Source organism: Nocardioides alcanivorans, from assembly GCF_021555175.1.
GTDB classification, from domain to species: Bacteria; Actinomycetota; Actinomycetes; order Propionibacteriales; family Nocardioidaceae; genus Nocardioides; species Nocardioides alcanivorans.
Map to the genome: position 1 here is coordinate 57,485 of NZ_JAKGRW010000015.1, position 20,865 is coordinate 78,349.

Genomic DNA, 20,865 nt, shown 5'->3' on the forward strand with positions numbered 1-20,865 from the left:
CTGTGGACCTCCTCGACCAGACACTCGCCTCGATCCGCGGTCTCGACCAGTCCGCAGCCGACGCGGCGACCGCCCGCCAGGCGCTGCTGACCAAGCCGGCCGGGTCGCTGGGCGTCCTGGAGGAGACCTCGGTCAGGTTGGCCGGGATCACCGGTCAGTGCCCGCCCGAGATCCCCGAGCGGGTCGCAGTCGGAGTCTTCGCCGCCGACCACGGTGTGGTGGCCAGCGGAGTGACCCCGTGGCCCCAGTCGGTGACCACCTCGATGGTCGAGAACTTCCGAGCCGGTGGTGCCGCCGTCAACGTACTCGGCCGCCAAGTGGGTGCCGAGGTGGTCGTCATCGACATCGGCATGGTCGACGACGTCAAGGAGGATGCCGTGGTGCGGGCGCGCAAGGTGCGCCCCGGTACGGCGGACCTTGCCCTGGGGGCGGCCATGTCGCGGGAGGAGGCACTCACCGCGATCGGCACCGGCATCCGCATCGCCGGCGAGCTCGTCGATGCCGGGCACCAGTTGCTGATCACGGGCGACATGGGCATCGGCAACACCACTGCGTCGGCCTGCCTGGTGGCCCACTTCACCGGCCGGGACGCCGACGAGATCACCGGCCGCGGCACCGGTATCGATGACGAGATGCTGCAGCACAAGGCCCGGATCGTCGCGGACGCCGTGGCGCGTCTCGCACCCGATGCGGACCCGGTCGACGTCCTGGCCGCCGTCGGCGGTCTGGAACACGCGGGTCTCGTCGGTTTCATCCTCGGCGCCGCCGCCCGCCGGATCCCGGTGCTGCTCGACGGCGTGATCGCCGGCTCTGCGGCACTGGTCGTCCACGCCGTCAAGCCTGAGGCAGTGGACCACTGCCTGGCCGGTCACCGCAGCGCCGAACCGGCGCACAGCTCGGCTCTTGCGCACCTCGGCCTCCGGCCGCTGGTCGACCTCGACCTGCGACTCGGTGAGGGAGTGGAGCGGTCCTCGCGGTGCCGCTCGTCCGCGCCGCCGCCGCCATCCTGGCCGAGATGGCCACGTTCGAGAGTGCGGGGATCGAGGCATGACCGACCAGATCTATCCCGCCGGCCTGCTGCTCACGGGGCGCAAGGTCGTCGTCGTCGGCGGTGGCAACGTCGCGCAGCGACGGGTGCCGGCACTCATCGCGGCCGGCGCTCGCGTGCATGTCGTCTCCCCGGAGGTCACCCCGGCGATCGAGGGGATGGTCGACGAGATCACGCTCGTGCTGCGTGGCTTCGAGCCGGCCGACCTGGACGAGGCCTGGTACGTGATCGCAGCCACCGACGACACTGCCACCAACGAGGCCGTCTCCATCGCTGCGGAGGAGCGCCGGATCTTCTGTGTGCGCAGCGACGACGCAACCAAGGCCAGTGCCTGGACGCCTGCGGTGGGACGTCACGGCACCACGACCGTCGCGGTCGTGGGCAACCGAGAGCCCCGCCGCTCGGCGGGCCAACGCGACCAGATCCTCCACCTCCTGCGTGAGGGCGAGCTCGATGTCGAGCTCGACCGCGCTCCAGGTGTCGTGCTGGTCGGCGGCGGACCGGGCGACCCCGAGCTCGTGACGATCGCCGCGCGTCATGCCCTGGCTTCCGCCGACGTCGTGGTGGCCGACCGGCTCGCTCCCCGCGAGCTGCTCGACGAGCTCTCGCCCGAGGTCGAGCTGATCGATGTCGCCAAGCTGCCCCGGGGGCGCTCGGCCGCACAGGAGTTCATCAACGAGGTGATCGTCGAGCGTGCCCTCGCGGGCAAGCGCGTGGTCCGTTTCAAGGGCGGCGACAACTTCGTCTACGGGCGCGGTTTCGAAGAGGTCATCGCGTGTCGGGCGGCCGGCGTGCCGGTGACCGTGATCCCCGGTCTCTCGTCCTCCATCGCGGTGCCCGCACGCGCTGGGATCCCGGTGACCCACCGCGGCGTCACGCACGAGTTCACCGTCGTCTCCGGCCACCTGCCGCCCGGGCACCCCGAGTCCCTCGTCGAGTGGGATGCGTTGGCCCGACTGCGCGGCACCATCGTGCTGCTCATGGGAGTCGACAACGCCCCAGCCATCGCCGCTGCACTGATGGCCGGGGGCAGGAGTGCGGACACGCCCGTCGCGGTGATCCAGGACGGCACGATGCCCGGGGAGACGAAGGTGCTCTCGACCCTCGCAACGTTGCAGGACGACATGACCGCGGAAGGCGTTCGTCCTCCGGCGATCATCGTGATCGGCGACGTGGTCGCCGTCGCCCACCCCGAGCGGTTCGGAGAGCGCTGATGGCGCGGTTCGTGCCGGTCACCGACCCGGCCGACGTGCGGCTGGCGGACTACAGGGATCTGCGCGACGTGCAGCTGCGCAAGAGCCTGGAGGCCGAGCACGGGCTCTTCATCGCCGAGGGCGACAAGGTCGTCAGGCGAGCGCTGGAGGCAGGGTTCGCCCCGCGCTCCTTCCTGTTGGCCGAGCGCTGGCTGGAGGGGCTCGATGACGTGCTGGGGCCGAGCGACGCCCCCTGCTTCGTCGTGTCCGAGAAGCTCGCCGAGGAGGTCACCGGCTTCCACGTGCACCGCGGTGCCCTGGCCTCGATGCAACGCCGGCCGCTCCCCACGGTGGACGAGGTGCTCGACGGCGCGCGCGCCGTACTCGTGCTCGAGGACGTGGTCGACCACACCAACGTGGGCGCGATCTTCCGCAGTGGCGCGGCGATGGGCTTCGACGCCGTGCTGTTGTCCCCGCGTTGCGCCGACCCGTTCTACCGTCGCGCGGTCAAGGTCGGGATGGGCGCCGTGTTCAGCACCCCGTGGACCCGCCTCGAGGAGTGGTACGACGCCCTCCCGGACCTTTCGGCCCGCGGCTTCACGACCGTGGCCCTCACCCTGGCGCCCGATTCCACTCCCATCGAGGAAGCGGTGGCCGGACCCGATCGCGTTGCCCTCGTCCTCGGGTCGGAGGGCCCGGGCCTCTCCCAGCGGTGGCAGGACGCGGCCGACCGGCGCGCGATCATCCCGATGCGTGAGGGCATCGACTCACTCAACGTGGCCGCCGCGACCGCCGTCGCCTGCTATCTCACCAGTCGCGCGCTCAAGGGCTGAGGCCGGCACCAGCGAGCGTTGAGGAGCGCTCAGCTGTCGGTCGGCCAGTCGGCCGGGAACTCGTCGGCGGCCTTGTCGTGGATCTTCTGGAGCTTCTTGCGAGCCTTCGTGGCGAGCCGGTCGCCGAAGACGGTGCCGAAGGTGTGGTCGGTCTCGTGCTGGAGGCAGCGGGCCAGGAGTCCGTCACCGGCGAAGGCGACCTCCTCGCCGTCCAGCCCTTGGCCGGTCACGCTCGCCCAGTCGGGACGGGAGCAGTCGATGAAGGCGCCGGGGAACGACAGGCACCCTTCCTCGGCCGTGTCGAGACGGCGGTCGGTGCCTTCGGGAAGCGTCAGCTTCGGATTGCAGACCACACCGACCACGTTCTGGCCGCTCGCATCGGGACAGTCGAAGACGAAGACAGCGAGGTCGACACCGATCTGGCAGGCGGCGAGACCGACTCCGTCGGCGGCATACATCGTGGCGACCATGTCGGCGACGAGGGTCCGCAACGAGTCGTCGAACTCGGTGACCAGTTGCTGGGGTGCATGCATGACCGGCGTGCCCCAGCGTGTCATCGGGCGGACGGTGCCACCTTCGGGAAGTGGGCCGTAGGGGGCGTGAGGTGCTGGCTCCATGGGCGAAACCCTACGAGAGGTCGCCGGGGTCAGCAGCGCCCAGGTGGTCGCTCACCTCGCGGTAGGTCTCCCGGTCCTCGACGCGGGACCGAGCACCGTGCCGCTGGGCCAGCATCTGGAGGTCGATCACGTCATGGAGCAACTCGGCTCGGACCTGGAGCAGCTCTCCGGAGAGCTCCTGCTCAGCAGGGTTGCGCGGTTCGTGTGCAACGCTCCGGTCGTCCTGGAGCAGGCCGACCCGCAGGCCTTCTGCCTCGAGCCGTTCGAGGTTCCGGGCCCCACCGTGTATCTCGAGCAACAGACGGTCGGTTGCCGCCAGCGCCTCCGGATCCATGGTTGCTCGCGCCATGTCCGCCGCGAGTACGTCGGCCCGCGCGGTGAGTGCATCGGTGCCGGTCACCCGGTAGCGACGATCGCTGCGGCGAACCCGTGGCCGCCAAGCCACGGCAGCGACTGCGCCGACGACCCCGATGACGCCCGCCACGCCGAGGGTCTCCACCCACGCTGCGTTGTCTCCAGCGACCACCAGCGCGGATCCCGTGCCGGCTGTCGCGGAGGTGACCCAGGGGGCGATCGGGTTGACCCGTTGGCGACTGTGCCGCTCGACGACCTCGGGAAGGGTGCTCGGATTGGCCACCGCGTTCACGGTGTCGTGCCAGCCGACGCCGACGTGGGTCCAGGCGAGGCGGAGTCCCCGCGCGGTGCCGAGCGTTGCCGCACTTCCCAGCCGATGGAGCTCAGCGAGGAAGTCGGCCCGCGACGCCGGCTTGAAGCGCTGCACGAGCTCTCCGAGGCCGCCCTCGGACACCTGTCCCCACAGCCGATGCACTGCATCCAGCGGTTTCTTCTTCGCCATCACACCTCGTTCGTCCGTCATCGGTCAGGCTACCGGCTCGGGGTGATCGCGGACCGGCGGTGAGAAGTTGTGACCTGCGACATCTCCGGAAAGTGTGGCGCGATGTGTAACTCGGAGTTACATTTTGTCCATGTCCCTTCTCAAAGCATCCAGGGCCGCCGTCTCCCCGGGTGGGAAGCACGGCGTGGCCAGTCGGGAGACCCGCGACCCGATCGGTTTCGCCGTCCTCGCCCTCAACAAGCTGGCCCAGAGTGACCTGATCGATCGCCTCGGCTTGCGCAAGCAGACCGAGCAGACCGTCTTCTCCGTCACCCGCAGTGGCTTCAAGGCGGCAGGTGCGACCAGCCGTGCCTTCACCCGCAAGGGCAAGAAGGGTGCCGACGGCGTCCGCGTGCCGAGCATCAACCCGACGGGGGTCTTCGACCTCACGCCCACCGAGGACGAGCAGATGCTCGTCGACGTGGTGAAGGAGTTCGCAGCCGAGATGCTGCGGCCGGCCGCAGCCGAGGCCAACGAGTCATGCGTCGCCCCGGATGAGCTGCTCGCCTCGAGCCTCGAGATCGGCCTTCCGATCCTGGGCGTCCCGGAGAAGCTGGGCGGCATCTCCGAGGAGCGTTCGGCGATGGCCGGCACCTTGGTGGCCGAGGCGCTCGCCGAGGGTGACATGGGACTCGCCGTCGCAGCGCTCGCCCCGGGTGCGGTCGCCACCGCCATCTCGCTGTGGGGCACCGACGAGCAGCAGGCCACCTATCTGCCCGAGTTCACCGGCGACGCCGTCCCGGCAGCCGCCCTGGCGTTGACGGAGCCCACCCTGCTCTTCGATGCGCTCAGCCCGGCGACCAAGGCGGTCAAGGACGGCAAGGGCTATGTGCTCAACGGCGTGAAGTCGTTGGTGCCGCGCGGCGCCGAGGCCGAGCTCTTCGTGGTGGGAGCGGAGCTCGACGGCAACAACGTGTTGTTCCTCGTCGAGTCCGGCAGCGAGGGCGTCGAGGTCGAGGGCGATCCGGCCATGGGTGTCCGCGCCGCGAGCCTCGCGAAGCTGCGCCTGACCGACGTACGCGTCCCGGCCGAGGCCGTGCTGGGCGCGACCGACGGTTCGACGTACGCCGAGTGCGTGCGGCTGTCGCGACTGGCGTGGTGTGCGCTGGCCGTGGGCACCGGGCAGGCCGTGCTCGACTACGTGAAGACCTACGTGAACGAGCGGGAGGCGTTCGGCGAGCCGATCAGCCACCGTCAGGCCGTCGCGTTCATGGTGGCCGACATGGCCACCGAGTTGCAGGGCATGCGACTGCTGACCTACCGCGCCGCGTCTCGTGCGGCACAGGGCAAGGACTTCTCGCGAGAGGTTGCGTTGGCTCGCAAGGCGTGCGCCGACCACGGCATGAAGATCGGCCTCGACGGCGTCCAGCTGCTCGGTGGCCACGGCTTCGTCAAGGAGCACCCCGTCGAACGGTGGTACCGCGACCTGCGTGCCATCGGCCTCGTGGAAGGAGGCGTGCTGGTCTGACGACCGCACCCACGATCATGATCAATCTTGAGACTCCCAAGAAGCACCGGGCGCTGATCGACCAGGCGCACCAGGTGGCCATGAACATGCTGCGGCCGATCAGCCGCAAGTACGACCGGGCCGAGCACGCCTATCCCAAGGAGCTCGACATGCTCGCGGCGATGATCGACGGGCTCTCCGAGTCCGGCGCGTCCGAGGGTGCGGGCGCGACCGGCGTGCGTCGCGACGGGACGGATGCGAAGGCCGGCGTCAAGAACGGCGCCAACCTCGCCTCCGTGCAGTCGGTCGCCGAGATGTGCTGGGGCGACACCGGCCTCACGCTGTCGATGCCCCGCCAGGGTCTCGGCAACTCCGCCATCGCCTCGGTGGCCAACGACGAACAGCTCGAGCGCTTCGCCGGAACCTGGGCCTCGATGGCGATCACCGAACCCTCCATGGGCTCCGACTCGGCAGCGTTGACGACCACGGCCACCAAGGACGGGGACGAGTACGTCCTCAACGGCGAGAAGATCTTCGTCACGTCCGGCGACCGTTCCGACAGCGTGGTCGTCTGGGCCTCGCTCGACAAGTCACTGGGACGCGCGGCCATCAAGTCCTTCGTCGTCACGAAGGGCACCCCGGGCATGAAGGTGGAGCGTCTCGAGCACAAGCTCGGCATCCGTGCGTCCGACACCGCGGTGATCACGTTCACCGACTGCCGGGTGCCCGCCGAGAACCTCCTCGGCAGTCCGGAGGTCGACGTGAAGGCCGGTTTCGCCGGCGCGATGGCGACCTTCGACAACACCCGCCCCCTGGTCGCCTCGATGGCCGTCGGTTGTGCGCGGGCCGCGCTCGACCTCACCCGGGAGCTGCTCGAGGAGGCCGGCATCGTGATCGACTACGACCGGCCGGCCAACAACCAGCACGCGGCCGCTGCGCGCTTCATCCAGCTGGAGTCCGACTGGGAGGCGGGACGCCTGCTCACCATGCAGGCTGCCTGGATGGCTGACAACCGCCAGCCCAACTCACTCGAGGCCTCGATGGCCAAGGCCAAGGCCGGTCGGGTCGGCTCCGACGTGACCTTGAGCTGCGTCGAGCTCGCCGGCTCGATCGGCTACAGCGAGACCGAGCTGCTGGAGAAGTGGTCCCGCGACTCCAAGATCCTCGACATCTTCGAGGGCACCCAGCAGATCCAGCAGCTGATCATCGCGCGCCGGGTTCTGGGCCTCTCCAGCGCCGAGTTGAAGTGATCGGCACCCCTGCCTGACACAGCAGAAGAACCCGGCTCCGTGGGGAGCCGGGTTCCTCTGTCTTCCTGACGGATCAGGCGACCTGGCGGAACGGGTCGTGCTCGGCGAGGATCCGGTCGACCCGGGCCTGGTCGATCCGAGCGGCGACTGTCTGGTTCTCCTGGGCGTCACGCACGCACTTGGCGAGGGTGAAGGCCGAGGTGGTGAGGAACAAGGTACCGAGGGCCAGGAAGGCTCGGATCCACGGTTCGACGGGCAGGTAGCAGACCGCGAGGATCATGGTCAGCAGGGCGATGCCGAAGGAGATGGCGGCCTGGAGGAAGAAGGCGTTGGTGGTCTTGGTGGGAACGTTGTTGTTGTTCATGCCTCAACCTTCGCTTTCAGCGAAGGTTGAGCACATCCGCCGGGCTACCTGAGTTGGGCTGAGTAGCCCTACTCACGCCGATGCGGTCACGCCCGTCGGCGCGTGGGTCGACCGCTCGGGCCCGGATCTGCTCAGATGCATCCATGGCTCTCTACTCCGATCTCCGCCCCCGTCGCACGCGACAGGTGGTCGGCGACGTTGCGGTCGTGCTCTGGTTCGTCTTCTGGGTCTGGCAGGGGTGGAGCGTGCACCAGTCGATCAGCACCGCGACGACAGCGACCGAGAGGGCGCAGAGTGCGTCGGTGTCGCTGGGGGAGAACCTCGAGTTCGCATCGGACACCCTGTCGGCGATCCCGTTGCTCGGAGACACCGTTGCGTCCCCCTTCCGATCAGCGGCCGATGCGGCTGACCGGATGGCGTCGGCGAGCCAGCTCGGCACGGAGACGGTCGAGGAGCTGGCGTGGAAGCTGGGGGTCGGCACCGCGCTGACCCCCAACATCCTCCTGCTGGTGGCCTGGCTCCCGCGTCGTTTGGCGCAGGTACGCCGAAGCTCACCGGAGTGGGCCCGCCAGCCGGAGCTGCTTGCGCTGCGGGCCCTCATGACCCAGCCTCCGGCGGTGCTGGGCGCATTGGCCGCTGATCCGGTCGGTGGCGTGCTGAACCGTGACCCGGTCACGATCCGAGCCTTGGCCGACCACCAGATGGCGCACGACGGGATCCGAGCTCCCCAGGACCACCGGTCGAACCGTGACGGATCAAACCGGATCGACACCGGCCCCACCGGCTCCGATGCCGGCAGCGAGGGGAGTGGGCAGCCTCCAGCCGCGGCGCCGGAAGCCCCCGAGCACGGCTGACAGCGCGACTTCCACGGTTGCCTCGGGCAGCAGTGTCAAGGCCGAGCCCCCGAATCCGCCGCCGATCATCCGGGCACCACGAGCTCCCTGCTCGAGCAGGATGGCCACGAGCTCGTCGAGCTCGCCGCAACTCACCTCGAAGTCGTCACGGAGGGAGAGGTGAGATGCGGTGAGGGCCGCGCCGACAGCCGACGCGTCGGCGTCCTCCAGTGCCGTCACGACCTGGCGTACCCGAGCGTTCTCGGTGACCACGTGGCGCGCGCGGGCAGCCAGGACTGGGTCCGTCAGGCGTGCGACGTCGTCGAGGGTGGCTCTGCTCAAGTTGTCGACGGCGAGGGCCGCTGCAGCTGCGGCGCACTCCGCGCGTCGTCGCGCATAGCCGCCGTCCGCCAGCTCGTGGGAGACGTGCGAGTCGAGAACCCACCACTCATGGCCAGGGACCGCCGACGGGACCTGACGCACCAAGCGGTCCGCCGGGGAGGCGCCGAAGTCGAGGAGGAGTGCGGCGCCGGCGCGGGCGTGCAGGGCGATCGTCTGGTCCAGGCCGCCGGTGGGCGCACCCACGAACTCGTTCTCGGCGCGCATGGTCGCAGCAAGCAGCTCGCCGGGCGGGCGAGTGGGGGCGACGGCCAGGGCAACGGCGCAGGTGAGGGCCGCAGAGCTGGAGAGCCCGGCGCCGACGGGCACCTCGGAGTCGACGAGCACGTCGAAGCCGTGACGCGGATCGAGTGCAGCGATGGTGCCGACGACGTACGCCGCCCACCCGGCACAATGTGCCGCGTCCCGGAGCGGCCACGCGACGGTCTCGCCGGTCTGGGCGCTGTGCACGCGCACGGTCGCGTCGTCGCGCCGAGCCACTGCGGCGCGGGTTCGTTGGGGAAGGGCGAAGGGCAGGCAGAGTCCGCCGTTGTGATCGGTGTGTTCACCGATCACGTTGACGCGCCCGGGTGCATGGCCAACGCGTTCCGGCGCTCGGCCGAAGCGTTCGACGAACGAACGGTGGAGCGCGACATGGGGTCCTTGGCGGAGCACGGTGCCGACCCTAGGCCACGCGCGTAGGGTCGGCACCGTGCGATTCCTCAACGACGCGGCCGCGCCGCACGAGCTGACCTATGACGACGTCTTCATGGTGCCACAGCACTCGGTGGTCTCCAGCCGTTACGACGTCGACCTGAGCACCGACGACGGCACCGGGGCCACGCTGCCGATCGTGGTGGCCAACATGACGGCCATCTCGGGGCGACGGATGGCCGAGACGGTGGCCCGCCGCGGTGGCCTGGCGGTACTCCCGCAGGACATCCCGGTCGAGGTCGTGCGCGAGGTCGTCTCCTGGGTGAAGGGACGCGATCTCATGGTGGACACCGCCATCACGCTGCATCCGACCCAGACGGTCGCCGAGGCGTTGTCGCTGATCCCCAAGCGGGCGCATCGTGCGGCCGTGGTGGTCGACGCCGACGGGCGTCCCCTGGGACTCGTGCGCGAGAAGCAGCTGGCTGACGTGGACAGGTTCGCGCAGGTGCGGGACGTGATGGTGAAGGACCCCGTCACCGTGCCCGCAGACATCGATCCCAGGGAGGGCTTCGAGCAGCTCGACAAGTCCCGCATCCCGATGGCGCCCGCCGTCGATGCCGCGGGCCGCCTCGTCGGGTTGCTCACTCGGGTGGGGGCACTGCGTGCCACCGTCTACAGGCCTGCGGTGGACGCCGACGGGCGACTGTCGGTGGCGGCCGCGATCGGGGTCAACGGTGACGTGGCGGGCAAGGCAGCGGCGCTCATCGACGCCGGTGTCGGCACCCTGGTGATCGACACCGCCCACGGCCACCAGGATCGGATGGTCCAGGCGCTCCGCGCCGTGCGTGCCATCGATCCGTCGGTGCCGCTGGTCGCCGGCAACATCGTTTCCGCGCAGGGCACCCGGGACCTCATCGAGGCCGGCGCCGACGTGGTCAAGGTGGGAGTCGGCCCCGGCGCCATGTGCACCACCCGGATGATGACCGGGGTCGGTCGTCCCCAGTTCTCCGCCGTGCTCGAATGCGCTGCTGCTGCCCGGTCACTCGGCAAGACGGTGTGGGCAGATGGCGGGGTACGGCACCCGCGCGACGTCGCACTGGCTCTCGCCGCGGGCGCTTCGGCGGTGATGGTCGGTTCATGGTTCGCCGGCACCCACGAGTCGCCCGGTGACCTGCTCCAGGACAGCGACGGCCGGCTCTACAAGTCGTCCTTCGGGATGGCCTCCGCTCGTGCGGTGGCCAACCGGACGTCGGGGAGTCGGCCTTCGACCGGGCGCGCAAGGGCCTCTACGAGGAGGGCATCTCCTCCTCGCGGATGTATCTCGACCCGCAGCGCCCCGGTGTCGAGGACCTCATCGACCAGATCAGCGCCGGTGTCCGGTCGAGCTGCACCTACGCCGGTGCAGCCAACCTGGCGGAGTTCCACGAACGTGCCGTGGTCGGCATCCAGTCGGCTGCCGGCTACCACGAGGGCCGCCCCCTCTCCAGCTCGTGGTGAGGCCCTTGGTGGTCGTCGCCGCCGCGAGCGAGGCAGCTCACCTGCGGGCCGACGTACCTGTGGTCCTGACCGGCATCGGCAAGACCGCGGCGGCAGTCGCCGTCACCCGGGCGCTTGCAGCGCTGGGGGACCTGCGCGACGTCGTGGTGATCAACCTCGGTACGGCGGGCGCGTTGCGTCCGGGAGTCGTCGGGCTCCAGGAACCGGTCGCCGTGCTCAACCACGACCTCAGTGCCGCAGCCATCCGCGCGCTGGGGCACGATCCCCGGGAACGGCTGGAGCTGCGAGCCGGAGCAGGGCCCGTCCTGGCAACGGGAGACGTCTTCGTCGCCGATCCGCTGGTGCGTGATGAGCTGGCGCAACGAGCCGACCTCGTCGACATGGAGGGCTACGCAGTGGCCTATGCGTGCGCCGAGTTCGGGGTGCCCGTGCGCCTGCTGAAGCACGTGTCGGACAACGCCGACGAAGGCGCGCTGGACTGGGCAGCGCTCGTGGATGTCAGCGCCAAGGCCCTGGCCTCGGGGCTGGACGACCTGCTCAACACCCTCTGAACCGTTCGGGTGGCGCGCCCCACGGGTCAGTGGCGGGAGCTGCGCGCCGTACGCCCACGCACGATGCCGACGAACCGCTGGGTCCATTCGTCGTCGCGCTCGCGGAGCCAGAGGAGGACCACGGAGGAGACCGGACCATCGGTGACGGGCACCTGGGCGACGTCCTTGCGGTGGTGGAGACGGGCGATCGACATCGGCACGATCACGATCCCCGTGCCGGAGGCGACGACCTCCACCGCGTCACCGATCGTCATCGGCGGCCAGGCGAGCCGCTCCGCGGTGGCGACCTCGGCCCACCCGGGGACCTCGGCAGGATCCTGGATCAGCTGCTCGTCGGCCAGGTCCGCGAGGGAGACCTCGTCGTAGGCCGTGGCCGGGTGCTCCTTGGGCACGACTGCGACGGGGACCTCGTCGTAGAGCGGGATCGCATGATGGAGGTCGCGGTCGACCGGGACCCGGGCCAGGCACATGTCGAGGGCGCCTTCCCGGAGCAGCCGCTCCTGGTCCGCGACCTCGACGGGCACCAGCTCGAGCGGGACGCGCGGGAACTGTTCGCGCCAGCGGGCGGCCCACTTGTCCGGGGTTGCCCCTGGGACGAAACCGATGCGCAGGCCGGGCTGGGATGGGTTCACCTGTGCAAGGCTATGCGAGCCGTCGGCCGATGCCGGCACCGGCGAGCGGAGCCGCTCGTCGCAGACGATGTCGAGGAGACGTGAGTGCGCCCAGTCCGGAGCCTGGTGCTGGTGGTCAGCATGCTGCTCGTTGCCGGCGGGATCACGCCCGCCGCCATCGCCGCCCCAGTTGGTGCGCCGCAGCCGGAGTCCTCCGAGCAGGCGGCTGCCGACGGACTCGGGACCTGGAAGGTCGCCAGCGTCGGTGGCGAGCACCGGGTGCGGTGGACCTCCGAGACGCCGCTGCCGATCCGCTCGTCGCGCCCGGAGATCGTCGACGCCGACGGACGTGCGCTGGGGGCGACCCGCATCGTCGGCGGTGGCCGCACGGTGGAGGTCACCGTCGAGGGACCCCGGCCGGACGTGTCTGCCCTGGACGTCGTGCTCGCTGGAGACCGTCTGGACGAGGTGGGGCAGGACGATCCCGTCACATCGGGCAGCCAAAGTCTGCCGCGGCTGCCGCTCGACGGTCTGGGGGCTGACCCCGGGAAGCGCGGCTCCGCTGCCGTGACGACCACGAACTACACCTTGGCGCCAGCCAAGCTCGCCGGGATGCCGGCGCCCGTGGAGATGGTCGGTCACGTCGTGGAGCCGGCCATCGACCCGGGTGGCCCACTGCGCCCCCTGATCGTGTTCCTCCACGGCCGTCACTCGTGGTGCCACGCGAAGAAGGACTCGGTCGACACGGACACGTGGCCGTGTGTCGCGAAGGCGAAGGACATCCCGAGTGAACGCGGCTACCACTACCTGCAGGAGCTCCTGGCGAGCCAGGGTTACGCCACCGTGTCGATCCGAGCCAACGGCATCAATGCGCAGGACTGGCGTCTCGAGGACGGAGGAGCCGACGCACGGGCCCGCCTCATCGCGCTGCACCTGGAGCACTGGCAGGATCTGGCGGCCGGTCACCGGGTCGACCTGGACCGGGTGGTGCTCGTGGGGCACAGCCGTGGCGGCGAGGGCGTGAACCGGCTGGCCATCCGTGGCGCCGGCGACGCCGTCACGGTCGTCGGCCAGCTCCTGGTCGCGCCCACGGACTTCGCCGACCAGCGCAGCGTCGGGGTGCCCACCGTCACGGTGCTGCCCTACTGCGACGGTGACGTCTCCGACCTGCAAGGACAGCGGTACGTCGACGCGTCGCGCGAGCTCGCTCCCGACGACAGCGCGATGCGCAGCACGGTGTTGTTGATGGGGGCCAACCACAACTACTTCAACACCGAATGGACCCCCGGGGAGGCCGTGGCGCCTGCGTTCGACGACTGGTACGGCGCGCCGAAGGCCTACTGCGGCGCGAAGCACCCCCAGCGCCTGAGCGCCTCGCAACAACGTGACGCGGCTTCGGTCCTGGTGAGTGGCGCCGTACGGCTGTTCGCGGAGCACGACGCAGCGAGCCTTCCGCTCTTCGACGGCTCCGCGGTGACGACCGAGACGCTCGCCCCGGCGATCACCTGGTCTGCGGCCGTCGGTGGCGACCGGGACACTCGCTTCTCGATCACCGACTTGACCGCGGAAGGACGGGGCGCCGCGAAGGTGAGCAGCTGCCGCGCCGTGCAGGCTCCCGGGGAGAAGGACGCCTGCGGCCGGGGCCGGTGGGAGAACACACCGCACTGGCCCGATCCCAGTGCCCTGCTGCCCGAGGTGAGTGACGTCGAGGTGGCGTGGGACGGTCCCGGTGAGGTGGCGAGCCTCGCGCTGTCCGATCCGATCGACCTCACCGGCCGCCACCTCCAGATGCGGGTGATCCAGGACCCCCGACGCGCGACGGCACGATTCAGGGCCAGGGTGATCGACGGCGAAGGTCGTTCGGCGATGCTGGAGGGCACTGCCACGCTGGTCGGACTTCCGGGAGGCCCAGACAACGCGAGGCGCTGGGCCCGCACCGTGGAGTTCACTCCGGACGGTGGCAGCGATGCCGATCTCGGTGACGTGCGCCGGATCGATCTCGTCGCAGGTGAGGGCCGGGCACGGGTGTGGGTGCGGGACGTCTCCTCCGTCGGCGACACGGTGCCGACGAGCTCCACTCCGAGGCCCGGCCACCTCGAGCTCGGTGCGGTGCGGGCCGATGAGGGCGACGCCCGTGGCCGGGGAACCGCACAGGTTCCCTGGACGATCCAGGGTGAGGTGCCGGCGGGCACTCGTTTCCGCGTCGTCATCGAGGACGATCGCGGGATCGCGCACCGCGACGTCATGGTGCCGGCCGGCGCGACGACCGGATCCGTCCCCGTGACCTTTCCGCGCAACCGCACCCACGAAGACCGGAGGGTCGTGCAGCAGCTGCGCGCCTACGCCCTCACCGGCGTCAACATCGCTGACAACCATGGTCGAGCCACGGTGATCGACGACGATCCGGCGCCGAAGGTGCGTCTCAAGAGGAAGCGTCGGACCGTGCGCGAAGGCCAGGTGATCAAGGTGGTGATCAAGTTGGCCAGGCCCGTCACCCAGCACCGGGGCTACACCTATCGGTTCGCGCGAGCCGGCCGCGCGGAGGCCCAGCTGGGCGACCTCACACGTGCGTGGCGGCTCAAGCACGTTGGACCCGGCGGCGTGAAGAAGAAGCTCTCGCAACTGGGGTTCCGCGGGCAGCTGCAGCTGAGGCCGAGGCGGAAGAAGGTGGTGATCCGCATCCCCGTCGCCCGCGACGGTGTGAAGGAGGCGCGGGAACAGGTGCGTTTGAAGGTGCGTGGCCCGGGGATCCGCGCAGCAACGACCGTGCGACTCGCAGACCGGGGATGAGACCGTGCACCTCGCCGTCCTGGTCGATGCCACCGCTCGACTGAGAGCCACGCGATCGCGACTCGAGAAGCGTGCGATCCTCGTCGAGGTGCTGCGCGATGCCGGGGACGACCTGGCGCTGGTGGCGCGGTACCTGGCCGGGGAACTCGCGCAGCGACGAACCGGCTTCGGGTGGGCCGGCCTTCGAGACCTGCCGGTACCCGCCCAGAGCTCGTCGCTGAGCATCGCGGACGTCGACCGGGTCATGGCGGAGGCCGAAGCACTGTCGGGCACCGGCAGCACCCTTCGGCGGCGTGAGCTCCTGACAGGTCTCCTCGGCCGGGCCACGCCGGAGGAGCAGCTGTTCGTGCGCGACCTGATCCTCGGTGAGCTGCGCCAGGGGCTTCCGACACGGCTGTGCTGGACGCCGTGGCAGAAGCCTTCACCGTCCCGCCGCACCTGGTCAGGCGGGCGGCGATGCTGGGCGGGGGAACGCCGGAGGTCGCCGTCGCAGCTGCCACCGGCGGGGTGGCGGCGCTCGAGTCGTTCCGGCTGGTGGTGGGCCGCGCAGTCCGGCCGATGCTGGCGGCGTCAGCACCTGACGTGGCAGCAGCGGTGGCCGGTTTCGCTGACTCAGCGGTGGTCTGGGACGCCAAACTCGACGGTATCCGCGCCCAGGTGCACCGTCTGGGCGGCGAGGTGCGCATCTTCACCCGCAGCCTCGACGACATCACCACTCGACTGCCGGAGGTCGTGGCCCGAGCGCTGGCGTTGCCCGCAGACGACTTCGTGCTGGACGGTGAGGTGCTGCTGATCGACGAGGCGGGTCGGCCGCGACCGTTCCAGGAGACGTCGGCGCGGACGGCGTCCCTACAGGACCGCACGCAGGTGCGGTTCTTCGCCTTCGACCTGCTGGCACTCGCGGGCGAGATCCTGCTCGACGAGCCGCTGCGTCATCGACGTGAGGCGCTGGCCTCGCTGGTCCCAGCATCCGACGTGGTGGCACATCTCGAGACACAGGAGGCTGCGGCCGTGGAGACGTTCTTCGACCAGGTCGTCGCAGCGGGACTCGAGGGCGTCGTCGGCAAGGAGCTGGGAGCTCCCTACGCGGCGGGCCGCCGTGGTGCCTCCTGGGTGAAGGTGAAGCCCAGGCACACGCTGGACCTGGTCGTCATTGCTGTCGAGTGGGGAAGCGGGAGGCGACGTGGGTTGCTCTCCAACATCCACCTCGCCGCCCGCGGCGACGAGGGGGAGCTGGTGCCCGTCGGCAAGACGTTCAAGGGCATGACGGACGCGATGCTGGCCTGGCAGACCGAGCGCTTCCTCGACCTCGAGGTCTCCCGTGACGGTCATGTCGTGCACGTGCGTCCCGAGCAGGTGGTCGAGATCGCAGTCGACGGGGTGCAGCGATCGCGGCGCTATCCCGGTGGCGTGGCGCTGCGCTTCGCACGGGTGGTCGGTTATCGCGACGACAAGACGGCGGAGGAGGCCGATGGCATCGAGACGGTGCGCGGCCTCGGCGACGGATAATCTCGGCTGCATGGACGCTGACAAGGTTGTCGTGGTGATCGGGGCCGGGCCCGGGGTCGGGCTCGCCGTCGCGCGGAGGTTCGGCAAGGCCGGGCACCGTGCGGTGCTGCTGGGGCGTGACCAGGCGGAGGTGGACGAGCTGGTGGGCCAGCTGGCGGACGAGGGGATCACCGCCGCCGGTGGCCCGATCGACCTCATGGACCCGGGCGACGTACGGCGCGCTGTGGACCAGGCGGGGAGAGGCACGGAAGGATCGATGTGCTCCACTTCAACCCGAGCAGGTGGCGTGACAAGGATGTGCTGGAGCTGAGTGTCGAGGAGCTCCTCGAAGACGTGGCGTTCGGCGCGGGCGCCCTGCTTCCCGCGGTCCAGGCAGCGCGGCCCCATCTGCAGCCGAACGCGCGGATCCTCGTCACCGGGAGCATGGCCGCAGACGAACCGGCCGTTGCTGCACCGTCGTTGGGGGTGCAGAAGGCTGCGGTCCGCACCTTGACCCATGCCTTCGACAAGACCCTGCGCGCCGCCGGCGTGCGCGCGGTGCTGGTGCAGGTCAACGGCGCGCTGGCACAGGAGGGCCCGTTCTCCCCGGCCGCGGTGGCAGAGGCCCTGTGGGCAGCGGCCCATCGCGACGAAGCCCGATGGACCGCCTTCGTTCCCCACGACGGATGACCTCGCTGGCCTGGGAAGCATGAGAGCCGCGGTTCCGGAGACATCCGGAACCGCGGCTCTCGTTCAGTTGATCAGCGGCCGCCGAACAGGCCGCCGAGGAGGCCACCCAGCAGGTTGTCGATCAGGTCGAGAAGACCGTCGAGCAGCCCGCCGACGGGGTTGCCGTTCCCGCCACCGAGGTTGAGGACCGCGTCGAGCAGGTCGTCGACGAGGCTGATGACCGGGCCGAGGATGCTGCTGTCGATGTTGAGACCGGCGAGGTCCTTGAGCAGTTCCTCGAGCAAGCCGGCGTCCCCGGCCTCGGCCGCCGCGACGGCGCGCTGGGCGATGACGACGAGCTGCTTGATGTCGTTGGGACGCTGCGCCTTGATCTTGGCACGGAGCTTCTTGACCTTCTTGACCTTCTTGGCCTTGCTGACCTTGACGGTGAGCTTGTCGATGCGCTTCGACCCGGCGTTCACCTGCTTGGTGGCAGTGGTGCGCACCTGGGCAGGGATCTTGGCCGAGTTCTTGTCGAGGTAGCTCTTGACCTTGCGGTAGGCCTTCTGCTTCTTGACAGCGAGCTTCGTCGTCTTCTTCTTGGCGTTGTTCAGCTTCTTCTTGGCGGGGGCCTTGCGGGCCACGGCCTGGACGGTCTGCTCAGCACCGGCGGTGTTGGCCGGAGCCGCCTGCACGACGGTGGTGACGCCGAGCACGAGGGCTGACGACACGAAGGCAGTGGCAACCGCCTTGCGGGCACGCGAGAAAGACATGAATTCCTCCCAAAGGAGCAGGTGCCTCCCTGACACCTGCCGTGCGGCGGCACCTCCCAAGGGCCGTCGCATGTGGCCGAACGTACAGACATTTGTGGGACCAAGGTCCCGGGCGCTCCGGGCGTATGACCTACGTCACGCAACTGGTCTGGACCGGTCCGCGCCAGGTTGGCGGCTTTGACAAATGAGGCTCTAGAGTAAAGCGCTTCGACACCCGGCGAACGCCGTGGCTGACAGACTGTTCGCGCCAAGGGCCGGAACGGGTGATCGGGGAGAACGGGGACACGGTGGCGGTCGAACCACGCACGGTCTGGGTGCACCGACCCGATCGAGGTGCAGTCGCTTGGTTGGTGGCCGTGGCCACGGTGCCGGCGAGTCCGGTGCTGCTGGTCTGGGTCCACACCGTCCTGGACGCCGCCCGGGATGGTCACGCCCCGCACCGTCTGGGCGTCGTACTCGTCGTGGGTTGGGCGTTCTTCGGCGGTCTGCTCGCATGCGCGCCCGCGCATCGGGTGGCGCGAGGGCTCGGGGTCGGGATGGTTGCCGGAGCCCTCGTCTGCCTGGTGACGCTGGGGCTGTGGGGTCGGCTGTGACGAGTGAACCGGCGGCAGCGCACTTCCGGGAGATACCGCGCTACGTCGGCCCCGTCAGCGTTCTCGGTGTGGTCGTGGGGGTCCTGATGTGGACGTTGCCCATGCACTGGGGCGGCAACACCTACCTTCTCTATCTCGTCCCTCCAGCTGGACTTCTGCTGTTGGTGGTCCCCGGAGCGGCGCGGCAGTTCGGCGCAGGCCTGGTCGGCGCGCTCCTGTTCTGGCCCGTTGCTGCGCTGGGCCTGCTCCTTCTCGTCCTCGGGCTCGCCGTGGTGGGCGCCGAAGGACCGTGGGTCTGAGCGGCCCCATCGCGCTCCGCGGAAAACCCGTGGTGCGGGGCTGACGTCCTGCACTACGTTCTGGGAACACGCGACGTCCCAACCATCGAGGGAGCGGGAGCTCATCGAACCCGGGGTGTCTGCTCCAGCAGCGCGTTCACGCACCTCGACGATCCGTCCCGGCCGAGGCGATCAGGACCGCACCCTCCGCTGCCGCGGCGGCGCGGCTCTTGCAGCTGCCGTGTCACGACACTGAAAGGAACCAGATCATGAACACCCACGCCACGTTCCCCGTCGCACTGCCCGGGGCCGGTGCCGAGACCCTCATGTGGGCTCGTCCGGAGGACGTGGAGGACCAGGCACTCGCTCAACTGCGCAACATCTCGCAGCTGCCGTGGGTGCACGGCGTGCGCGTGATGCCCGACGTACACCTCGGCAAGGGCGCGACCGTTGGCTCCGTGGTCGCCATGCGCGACGCGGTGTCCCCGTCAGCGGTGGGCGTCGACATCGGCTGCGGCATGCAGGCGGTGCGCACCGACCTCACGGAGGCTGACCTCCCCGAGGACCTGAGGGGGCTGCGTCGGGCGGTGGAGCAGGCGATTCCGGTAGGTTTCGCGTCGCACCGGGACGCCCCTGACGTCGGCCGGCTCGGTCTCACCTCAGGACGGTACGGGGACTGGGATTCCTTCTGGGCCGGGTTCTCCGGCCTCCACGACGCCGTGCAGGACAGGGAGCGCCGGGCGCAGCAGCAGATGGGCAGCCTCGGCGGCGGCAACCACTTCATCGAGTTGACCGCTGACGAGTCGGGGCGCATCTGGTTGATGTTGCACTCGGGCTCGCGCAACATCGGCAAGGAGATCGCGGACCGGCACATCCACGAGGCCAAGGGGCTGGAGCACAACCTCGGACTGCCAGATCGCGACCTGGCGGTCTTCCTCGCCGGAACGCCGCAGATGGAGCGCTACCTGGGGGACCTCTACTGGGCTCAGGAGTACGCCGCACGCAACCGCGCCGTCATGATGGCCCTCTTCGAGGAGGTCGTCGCGAGCTTCTTCGTGGATCGGGGCCGGGAGGTGACGTTCGGCGACCAGGTCTCGGCGCACCACAACTACGTGGCGCAGGAGTCCTATGGTGGGGTGCCGCTGGTCGTGACCCGCAAGGGTGCGATCTCGGCGCAGGCCGACCAGTACGGATTGATCCCCGGGTCGATGGGCACGGGGTCGTACGTCGTCAGGGGACTCGGCAACGAGCAGAGTTACTGCTCCGCGTCCCACGGAGCCGGGCGTCGGATGTCGCGGACGAAGGCCAAGAAGACCTTCAACGTGGCTGACCTCGTGGCCCAAACGGCGGGCGTGGAGTGCCGCAAGGACGCCGGGGTGCTCGATGAGATCCCGGGTGCCTACAAGGACCTCGAGTCGGTGATCGAGGCCCAGGTCGACCTCGTGGAGGTCGTCGCCCGGCTGACCACGTTGCTCTGCGTGAAGGGCTGAGTGGAGAGTCGCGGGCCCGTCGAGGGCCCGCGATTCACCGTTCTTCCCCTGCTGTTCACCGGAATCTGTTCCACTGGAGAGGCATCCAGTGCATGACACGGGCTGTCGACGCGCCCGGACCGAAGGAGGTGACGCGTCGTGACCGCTGCCACCGTGCGCCTGCTCAACGCCTCCTACGAGCCGATGGGGCGCGTCTCGTTCCAGCAGGCAATGAAGATGCTCTGGCGTCGGGTGGCGATCGTCGAGGAGGCGCTCGACGGGCGCTCCGTGGGTCCACACCCGTGGCCGACGGTGATCAGGTTGGTTCGGTACGTCGCCCAGAAGTGGCTCTACCGGCCTGCCGGCTGGCATCGGGGAGGCGTCTTCCTCCGGGACGGCCACCGCTGCGCCTACTGCGGCCGCAAGGCAACCACCCTCGATCACGTGGTACCTCGCTCCCGAGGTGGTGGGTGGACGTGGACCAACGTCGTCTCGGCCTGCTGGGAGTGCAACGGCCGCAAGGCTGACCGGACGCCGGAGGAGGCGGGGATGCCGCTGCGCCACGCGACGCCGTACGTGCCGTTGGTCGTCGAGCTGGTCCGGGCACGGGCCGTGGCCTGACGTCCGCCGGGCG

General features: G+C 69.8%; 18 protein-coding genes and 4 pseudogenes. 16 read left to right on the top strand and 6 right to left on the bottom strand.

The annotated features are described in order from the left end of the window. Window positions 1–2 precede the first annotated feature (2 nt). The 3 genes and pseudogenes from cobT (at window position 3) to L1066_RS08660 (ending at window position 3,074) form a co-directional block, all read left to right on the top strand. Window positions 3–1,051: pseudogene (cobT, locus tag L1066_RS08650) on the top strand (nicotinate-nucleotide--dimethylbenzimidazole phosphoribosyltransferase). Continuing rightward, a complete protein-coding gene (cobA, locus tag L1066_RS08655) occupies window positions 1,048–2,262 on the top strand; it encodes a uroporphyrinogen-III C-methyltransferase (protein ID WP_235735962.1) in 1,215 nt (404 codons plus the stop codon). Before cobT ends, cobA begins: the two are co-directional and overlap by 4 nt. Beyond that, window positions 2,262–3,074 carry a TrmH family RNA methyltransferase gene (locus tag L1066_RS08660; protein WP_235735963.1) on the top strand — a complete coding sequence of 271 codons (813 nt, stop codon included), beginning with the start codon at window positions 2,262–2,264 and terminating at the stop codon, window positions 3,072–3,074. The genes cobA and L1066_RS08660 overlap by 1 nt, the downstream gene beginning before the upstream one ends. Window positions 3,075–3,103: 29 nt before the next feature. On the opposite strand, the gene def is transcribed toward L1066_RS08660, so the two are convergent. Together def and L1066_RS08670 are read right to left on the bottom strand one after the other, a co-directional pair. Then, window positions 3,104–3,691, bottom strand: coding sequence for a peptide deformylase (def, locus tag L1066_RS08665; RefSeq protein ID WP_235735964.1), 588 nt, complete (start codon window positions 3,689–3,691; stop codon window positions 3,104–3,106). Between the two features lie 10 nt (window positions 3,692–3,701). Beyond that, window positions 3,702–4,568 (bottom strand): hypothetical protein, encoded by an 867-nt coding sequence (locus L1066_RS08670; RefSeq protein ID WP_235735965.1) that lies wholly within the window; start codon window positions 4,566–4,568, stop codon window positions 3,702–3,704. A 109-nt stretch (window positions 4,569–4,677) separates the two neighbouring features. On the opposite strand from L1066_RS08670, the gene L1066_RS08675 reads away from it, so the two are divergent. Continuing rightward, complete coding sequence (locus L1066_RS08675; RefSeq protein WP_235735966.1) at window positions 4,678–6,054, top strand: acyl-CoA dehydrogenase family protein; 1,377 nt, start codon at window positions 4,678–4,680, stop codon at window positions 6,052–6,054. 17 nt (window positions 6,055–6,071) lie between these two features. Beyond that, window positions 6,072–7,283, top strand: a complete 1,212-nt coding sequence (locus L1066_RS08680; protein WP_235735967.1) for an acyl-CoA dehydrogenase family protein — start codon at window positions 6,072–6,074, stop codon at window positions 7,281–7,283. 73 nt (window positions 7,284–7,356) lie between these two features. Here L1066_RS08680 and L1066_RS08685 read toward each other — a convergent pair whose 3' ends face one another. Continuing rightward, window positions 7,357–7,647 (bottom strand): YiaA/YiaB family inner membrane protein, encoded by a 291-nt coding sequence (locus tag L1066_RS08685; RefSeq protein ID WP_235735968.1) that lies wholly within the window; start codon window positions 7,645–7,647, stop codon window positions 7,357–7,359. 143 nt (window positions 7,648–7,790) lie between these two features. Here L1066_RS08685 and L1066_RS08690 point away from each other — a divergent pair, with 143 nt between their 5' ends. Continuing rightward, the gene (locus L1066_RS08690; protein WP_235735969.1) at window positions 7,791–8,501 is read left to right on the top strand and encodes a hypothetical protein; all 711 of its coding nucleotides are present in this window, start codon (window positions 7,791–7,793) and stop codon (window positions 8,499–8,501) included. Here L1066_RS08690 and L1066_RS08695 read toward each other — a convergent pair. Next, on the bottom strand, window positions 8,403–9,533 hold the full coding sequence (locus L1066_RS08695) for a galactokinase (protein ID WP_235735970.1): 1,131 nt from the start codon (window positions 9,531–9,533) through the stop codon (window positions 8,403–8,405). The genes L1066_RS08690 and L1066_RS08695 overlap by 99 nt on opposite strands. A gap of 94 nt (window positions 9,534–9,627) precedes the next feature. Between L1066_RS08695 and L1066_RS08700 the strand changes: the two are divergent. Then, window positions 9,628–11,009: pseudogene (locus L1066_RS08700) on the top strand (GuaB1 family IMP dehydrogenase-related protein). A 59-nt stretch (window positions 11,010–11,068) separates the two neighbouring features. Continuing rightward, window positions 11,069–11,560, top strand: a complete 492-nt coding sequence (locus tag L1066_RS08705) for a nucleosidase (RefSeq protein ID WP_235736073.1) — start codon at window positions 11,069–11,071, stop codon at window positions 11,558–11,560. A gap of 26 nt (window positions 11,561–11,586) precedes the next feature. Here L1066_RS08705 and L1066_RS08710 read toward each other — a convergent pair whose 3' ends face one another. Next, window positions 11,587–12,192 carry a LysR family substrate-binding domain-containing protein gene (locus L1066_RS08710; RefSeq protein WP_235735971.1) on the bottom strand — a complete coding sequence of 202 codons (606 nt, stop codon included), beginning with the start codon at window positions 12,190–12,192 and terminating at the stop codon, window positions 11,587–11,589. An 84-nt stretch (window positions 12,193–12,276) separates the two neighbouring features. Here L1066_RS08710 and L1066_RS08715 point away from each other — a divergent pair, with 84 nt between their 5' ends. The 4 genes and pseudogenes from L1066_RS08715 to L1066_RS08725 all read left to right on the top strand — a co-directional run bounded on the left by L1066_RS08715 (window position 12,277) and on the right by L1066_RS08725 (window position 17,139). After that, window positions 12,277–14,961: an alpha/beta hydrolase gene (locus tag L1066_RS08715; protein ID WP_235735972.1), complete on the top strand. Its 2,685-nt coding sequence runs from the start codon at window positions 12,277–12,279 to the stop codon at window positions 14,959–14,961. A gap of 244 nt (window positions 14,962–15,205) precedes the next feature. Then, window positions 15,206–15,286, top strand: a pseudogene (locus L1066_RS27585) (hypothetical protein); the annotation flags it as partial. An 83-nt stretch (window positions 15,287–15,369) separates the two neighbouring features. Then, window positions 15,370–16,470 carry an ATP-dependent DNA ligase gene (locus tag L1066_RS08720; RefSeq protein WP_312007361.1) on the top strand — a complete coding sequence of 367 codons (1,101 nt, stop codon included), beginning with the start codon at window positions 15,370–15,372 and terminating at the stop codon, window positions 16,468–16,470. Window positions 16,471–16,480: 10 nt separating this feature from the next. Further along, window positions 16,481–17,139 (top strand): annotated as a pseudogene (locus L1066_RS08725) (SDR family oxidoreductase). A 71-nt stretch (window positions 17,140–17,210) separates the two neighbouring features. Here L1066_RS08725 and L1066_RS08730 read toward each other — a convergent pair. Next, window positions 17,211–17,891 (bottom strand): hypothetical protein, encoded by a 681-nt coding sequence (locus L1066_RS08730; RefSeq protein WP_235735973.1) that lies wholly within the window; start codon window positions 17,889–17,891, stop codon window positions 17,211–17,213. 263 nt (window positions 17,892–18,154) lie between these two features. On the opposite strand from L1066_RS08730, the gene L1066_RS08735 reads away from it, so the two are divergent. The 4 genes from L1066_RS08735 to L1066_RS08750 all read left to right on the top strand — a co-directional run bounded on the left by L1066_RS08735 (window position 18,155) and on the right by L1066_RS08750 (window position 20,852). Next, window positions 18,155–18,484, top strand: coding sequence for a hypothetical protein (locus tag L1066_RS08735; RefSeq protein ID WP_235735974.1), 330 nt, complete (start codon window positions 18,155–18,157; stop codon window positions 18,482–18,484). Further along, window positions 18,481–18,783, top strand: a complete 303-nt coding sequence (locus L1066_RS08740) for a hypothetical protein (protein ID WP_235735975.1) — start codon at window positions 18,481–18,483, stop codon at window positions 18,781–18,783. The genes L1066_RS08735 and L1066_RS08740 overlap by 4 nt, the downstream gene beginning before the upstream one ends. Before the next feature lie 248 nt (window positions 18,784–19,031). Further along, entirely contained in the window at window positions 19,032–20,252 is a 1,221-nt protein-coding gene (locus L1066_RS08745; protein WP_235735976.1) for an RtcB family protein, read from the top strand. A 138-nt stretch (window positions 20,253–20,390) separates the two neighbouring features. Further along, a complete protein-coding gene (locus L1066_RS08750) occupies window positions 20,391–20,852 on the top strand; it encodes an HNH endonuclease (RefSeq protein WP_235735977.1) in 462 nt (153 codons plus the stop codon). Window positions 20,853–20,865: the final 13 nt, after the last annotated feature.

What these genes read in the sequence shown, in the direction of transcription:
- cobA (WP_235735962.1), top strand. Translation starts at nt 1,048, where the DNA reads ATGACCGACCAGATCTATCCCGCCGGCCTGCTGCTCACGGGGCGCAAG.
- L1066_RS08660 (WP_235735963.1), top strand. Translation starts at nt 2,262, where the DNA reads ATGGCGCGGTTCGTGCCGGTCACCGACCCGGCCGACGTGCGGCTGGCG.
- def (WP_235735964.1), bottom strand. Translation starts at nt 3,691, where the DNA reads ATGGAGCCAGCACCTCACGCCCCCTACGGCCCACTTCCCGAAGGTGGC.
- L1066_RS08670 (WP_235735965.1), bottom strand. Translation starts at nt 4,568, where the DNA reads ATGACGGACGAACGAGGTGTGATGGCGAAGAAGAAACCGCTGGATGCA.
- L1066_RS08675 (WP_235735966.1), top strand. Translation starts at nt 4,678, where the DNA reads ATGTCCCTTCTCAAAGCATCCAGGGCCGCCGTCTCCCCGGGTGGGAAG.
- L1066_RS08680 (WP_235735967.1), top strand. Translation starts at nt 6,072, where the DNA reads ATGATCAATCTTGAGACTCCCAAGAAGCACCGGGCGCTGATCGACCAG.
- L1066_RS08685 (WP_235735968.1), bottom strand. Translation starts at nt 7,647, where the DNA reads ATGAACAACAACAACGTTCCCACCAAGACCACCAACGCCTTCTTCCTC.
- L1066_RS08690 (WP_235735969.1), top strand. Translation starts at nt 7,791, where the DNA reads ATGGCTCTCTACTCCGATCTCCGCCCCCGTCGCACGCGACAGGTGGTC.
- L1066_RS08730 (WP_235735973.1), bottom strand. Translation starts at nt 17,891, where the DNA reads ATGTCTTTCTCGCGTGCCCGCAAGGCGGTTGCCACTGCCTTCGTGTCG.
- L1066_RS08745 (WP_235735976.1), top strand. Translation starts at nt 19,032, where the DNA reads ATGAACACCCACGCCACGTTCCCCGTCGCACTGCCCGGGGCCGGTGCC.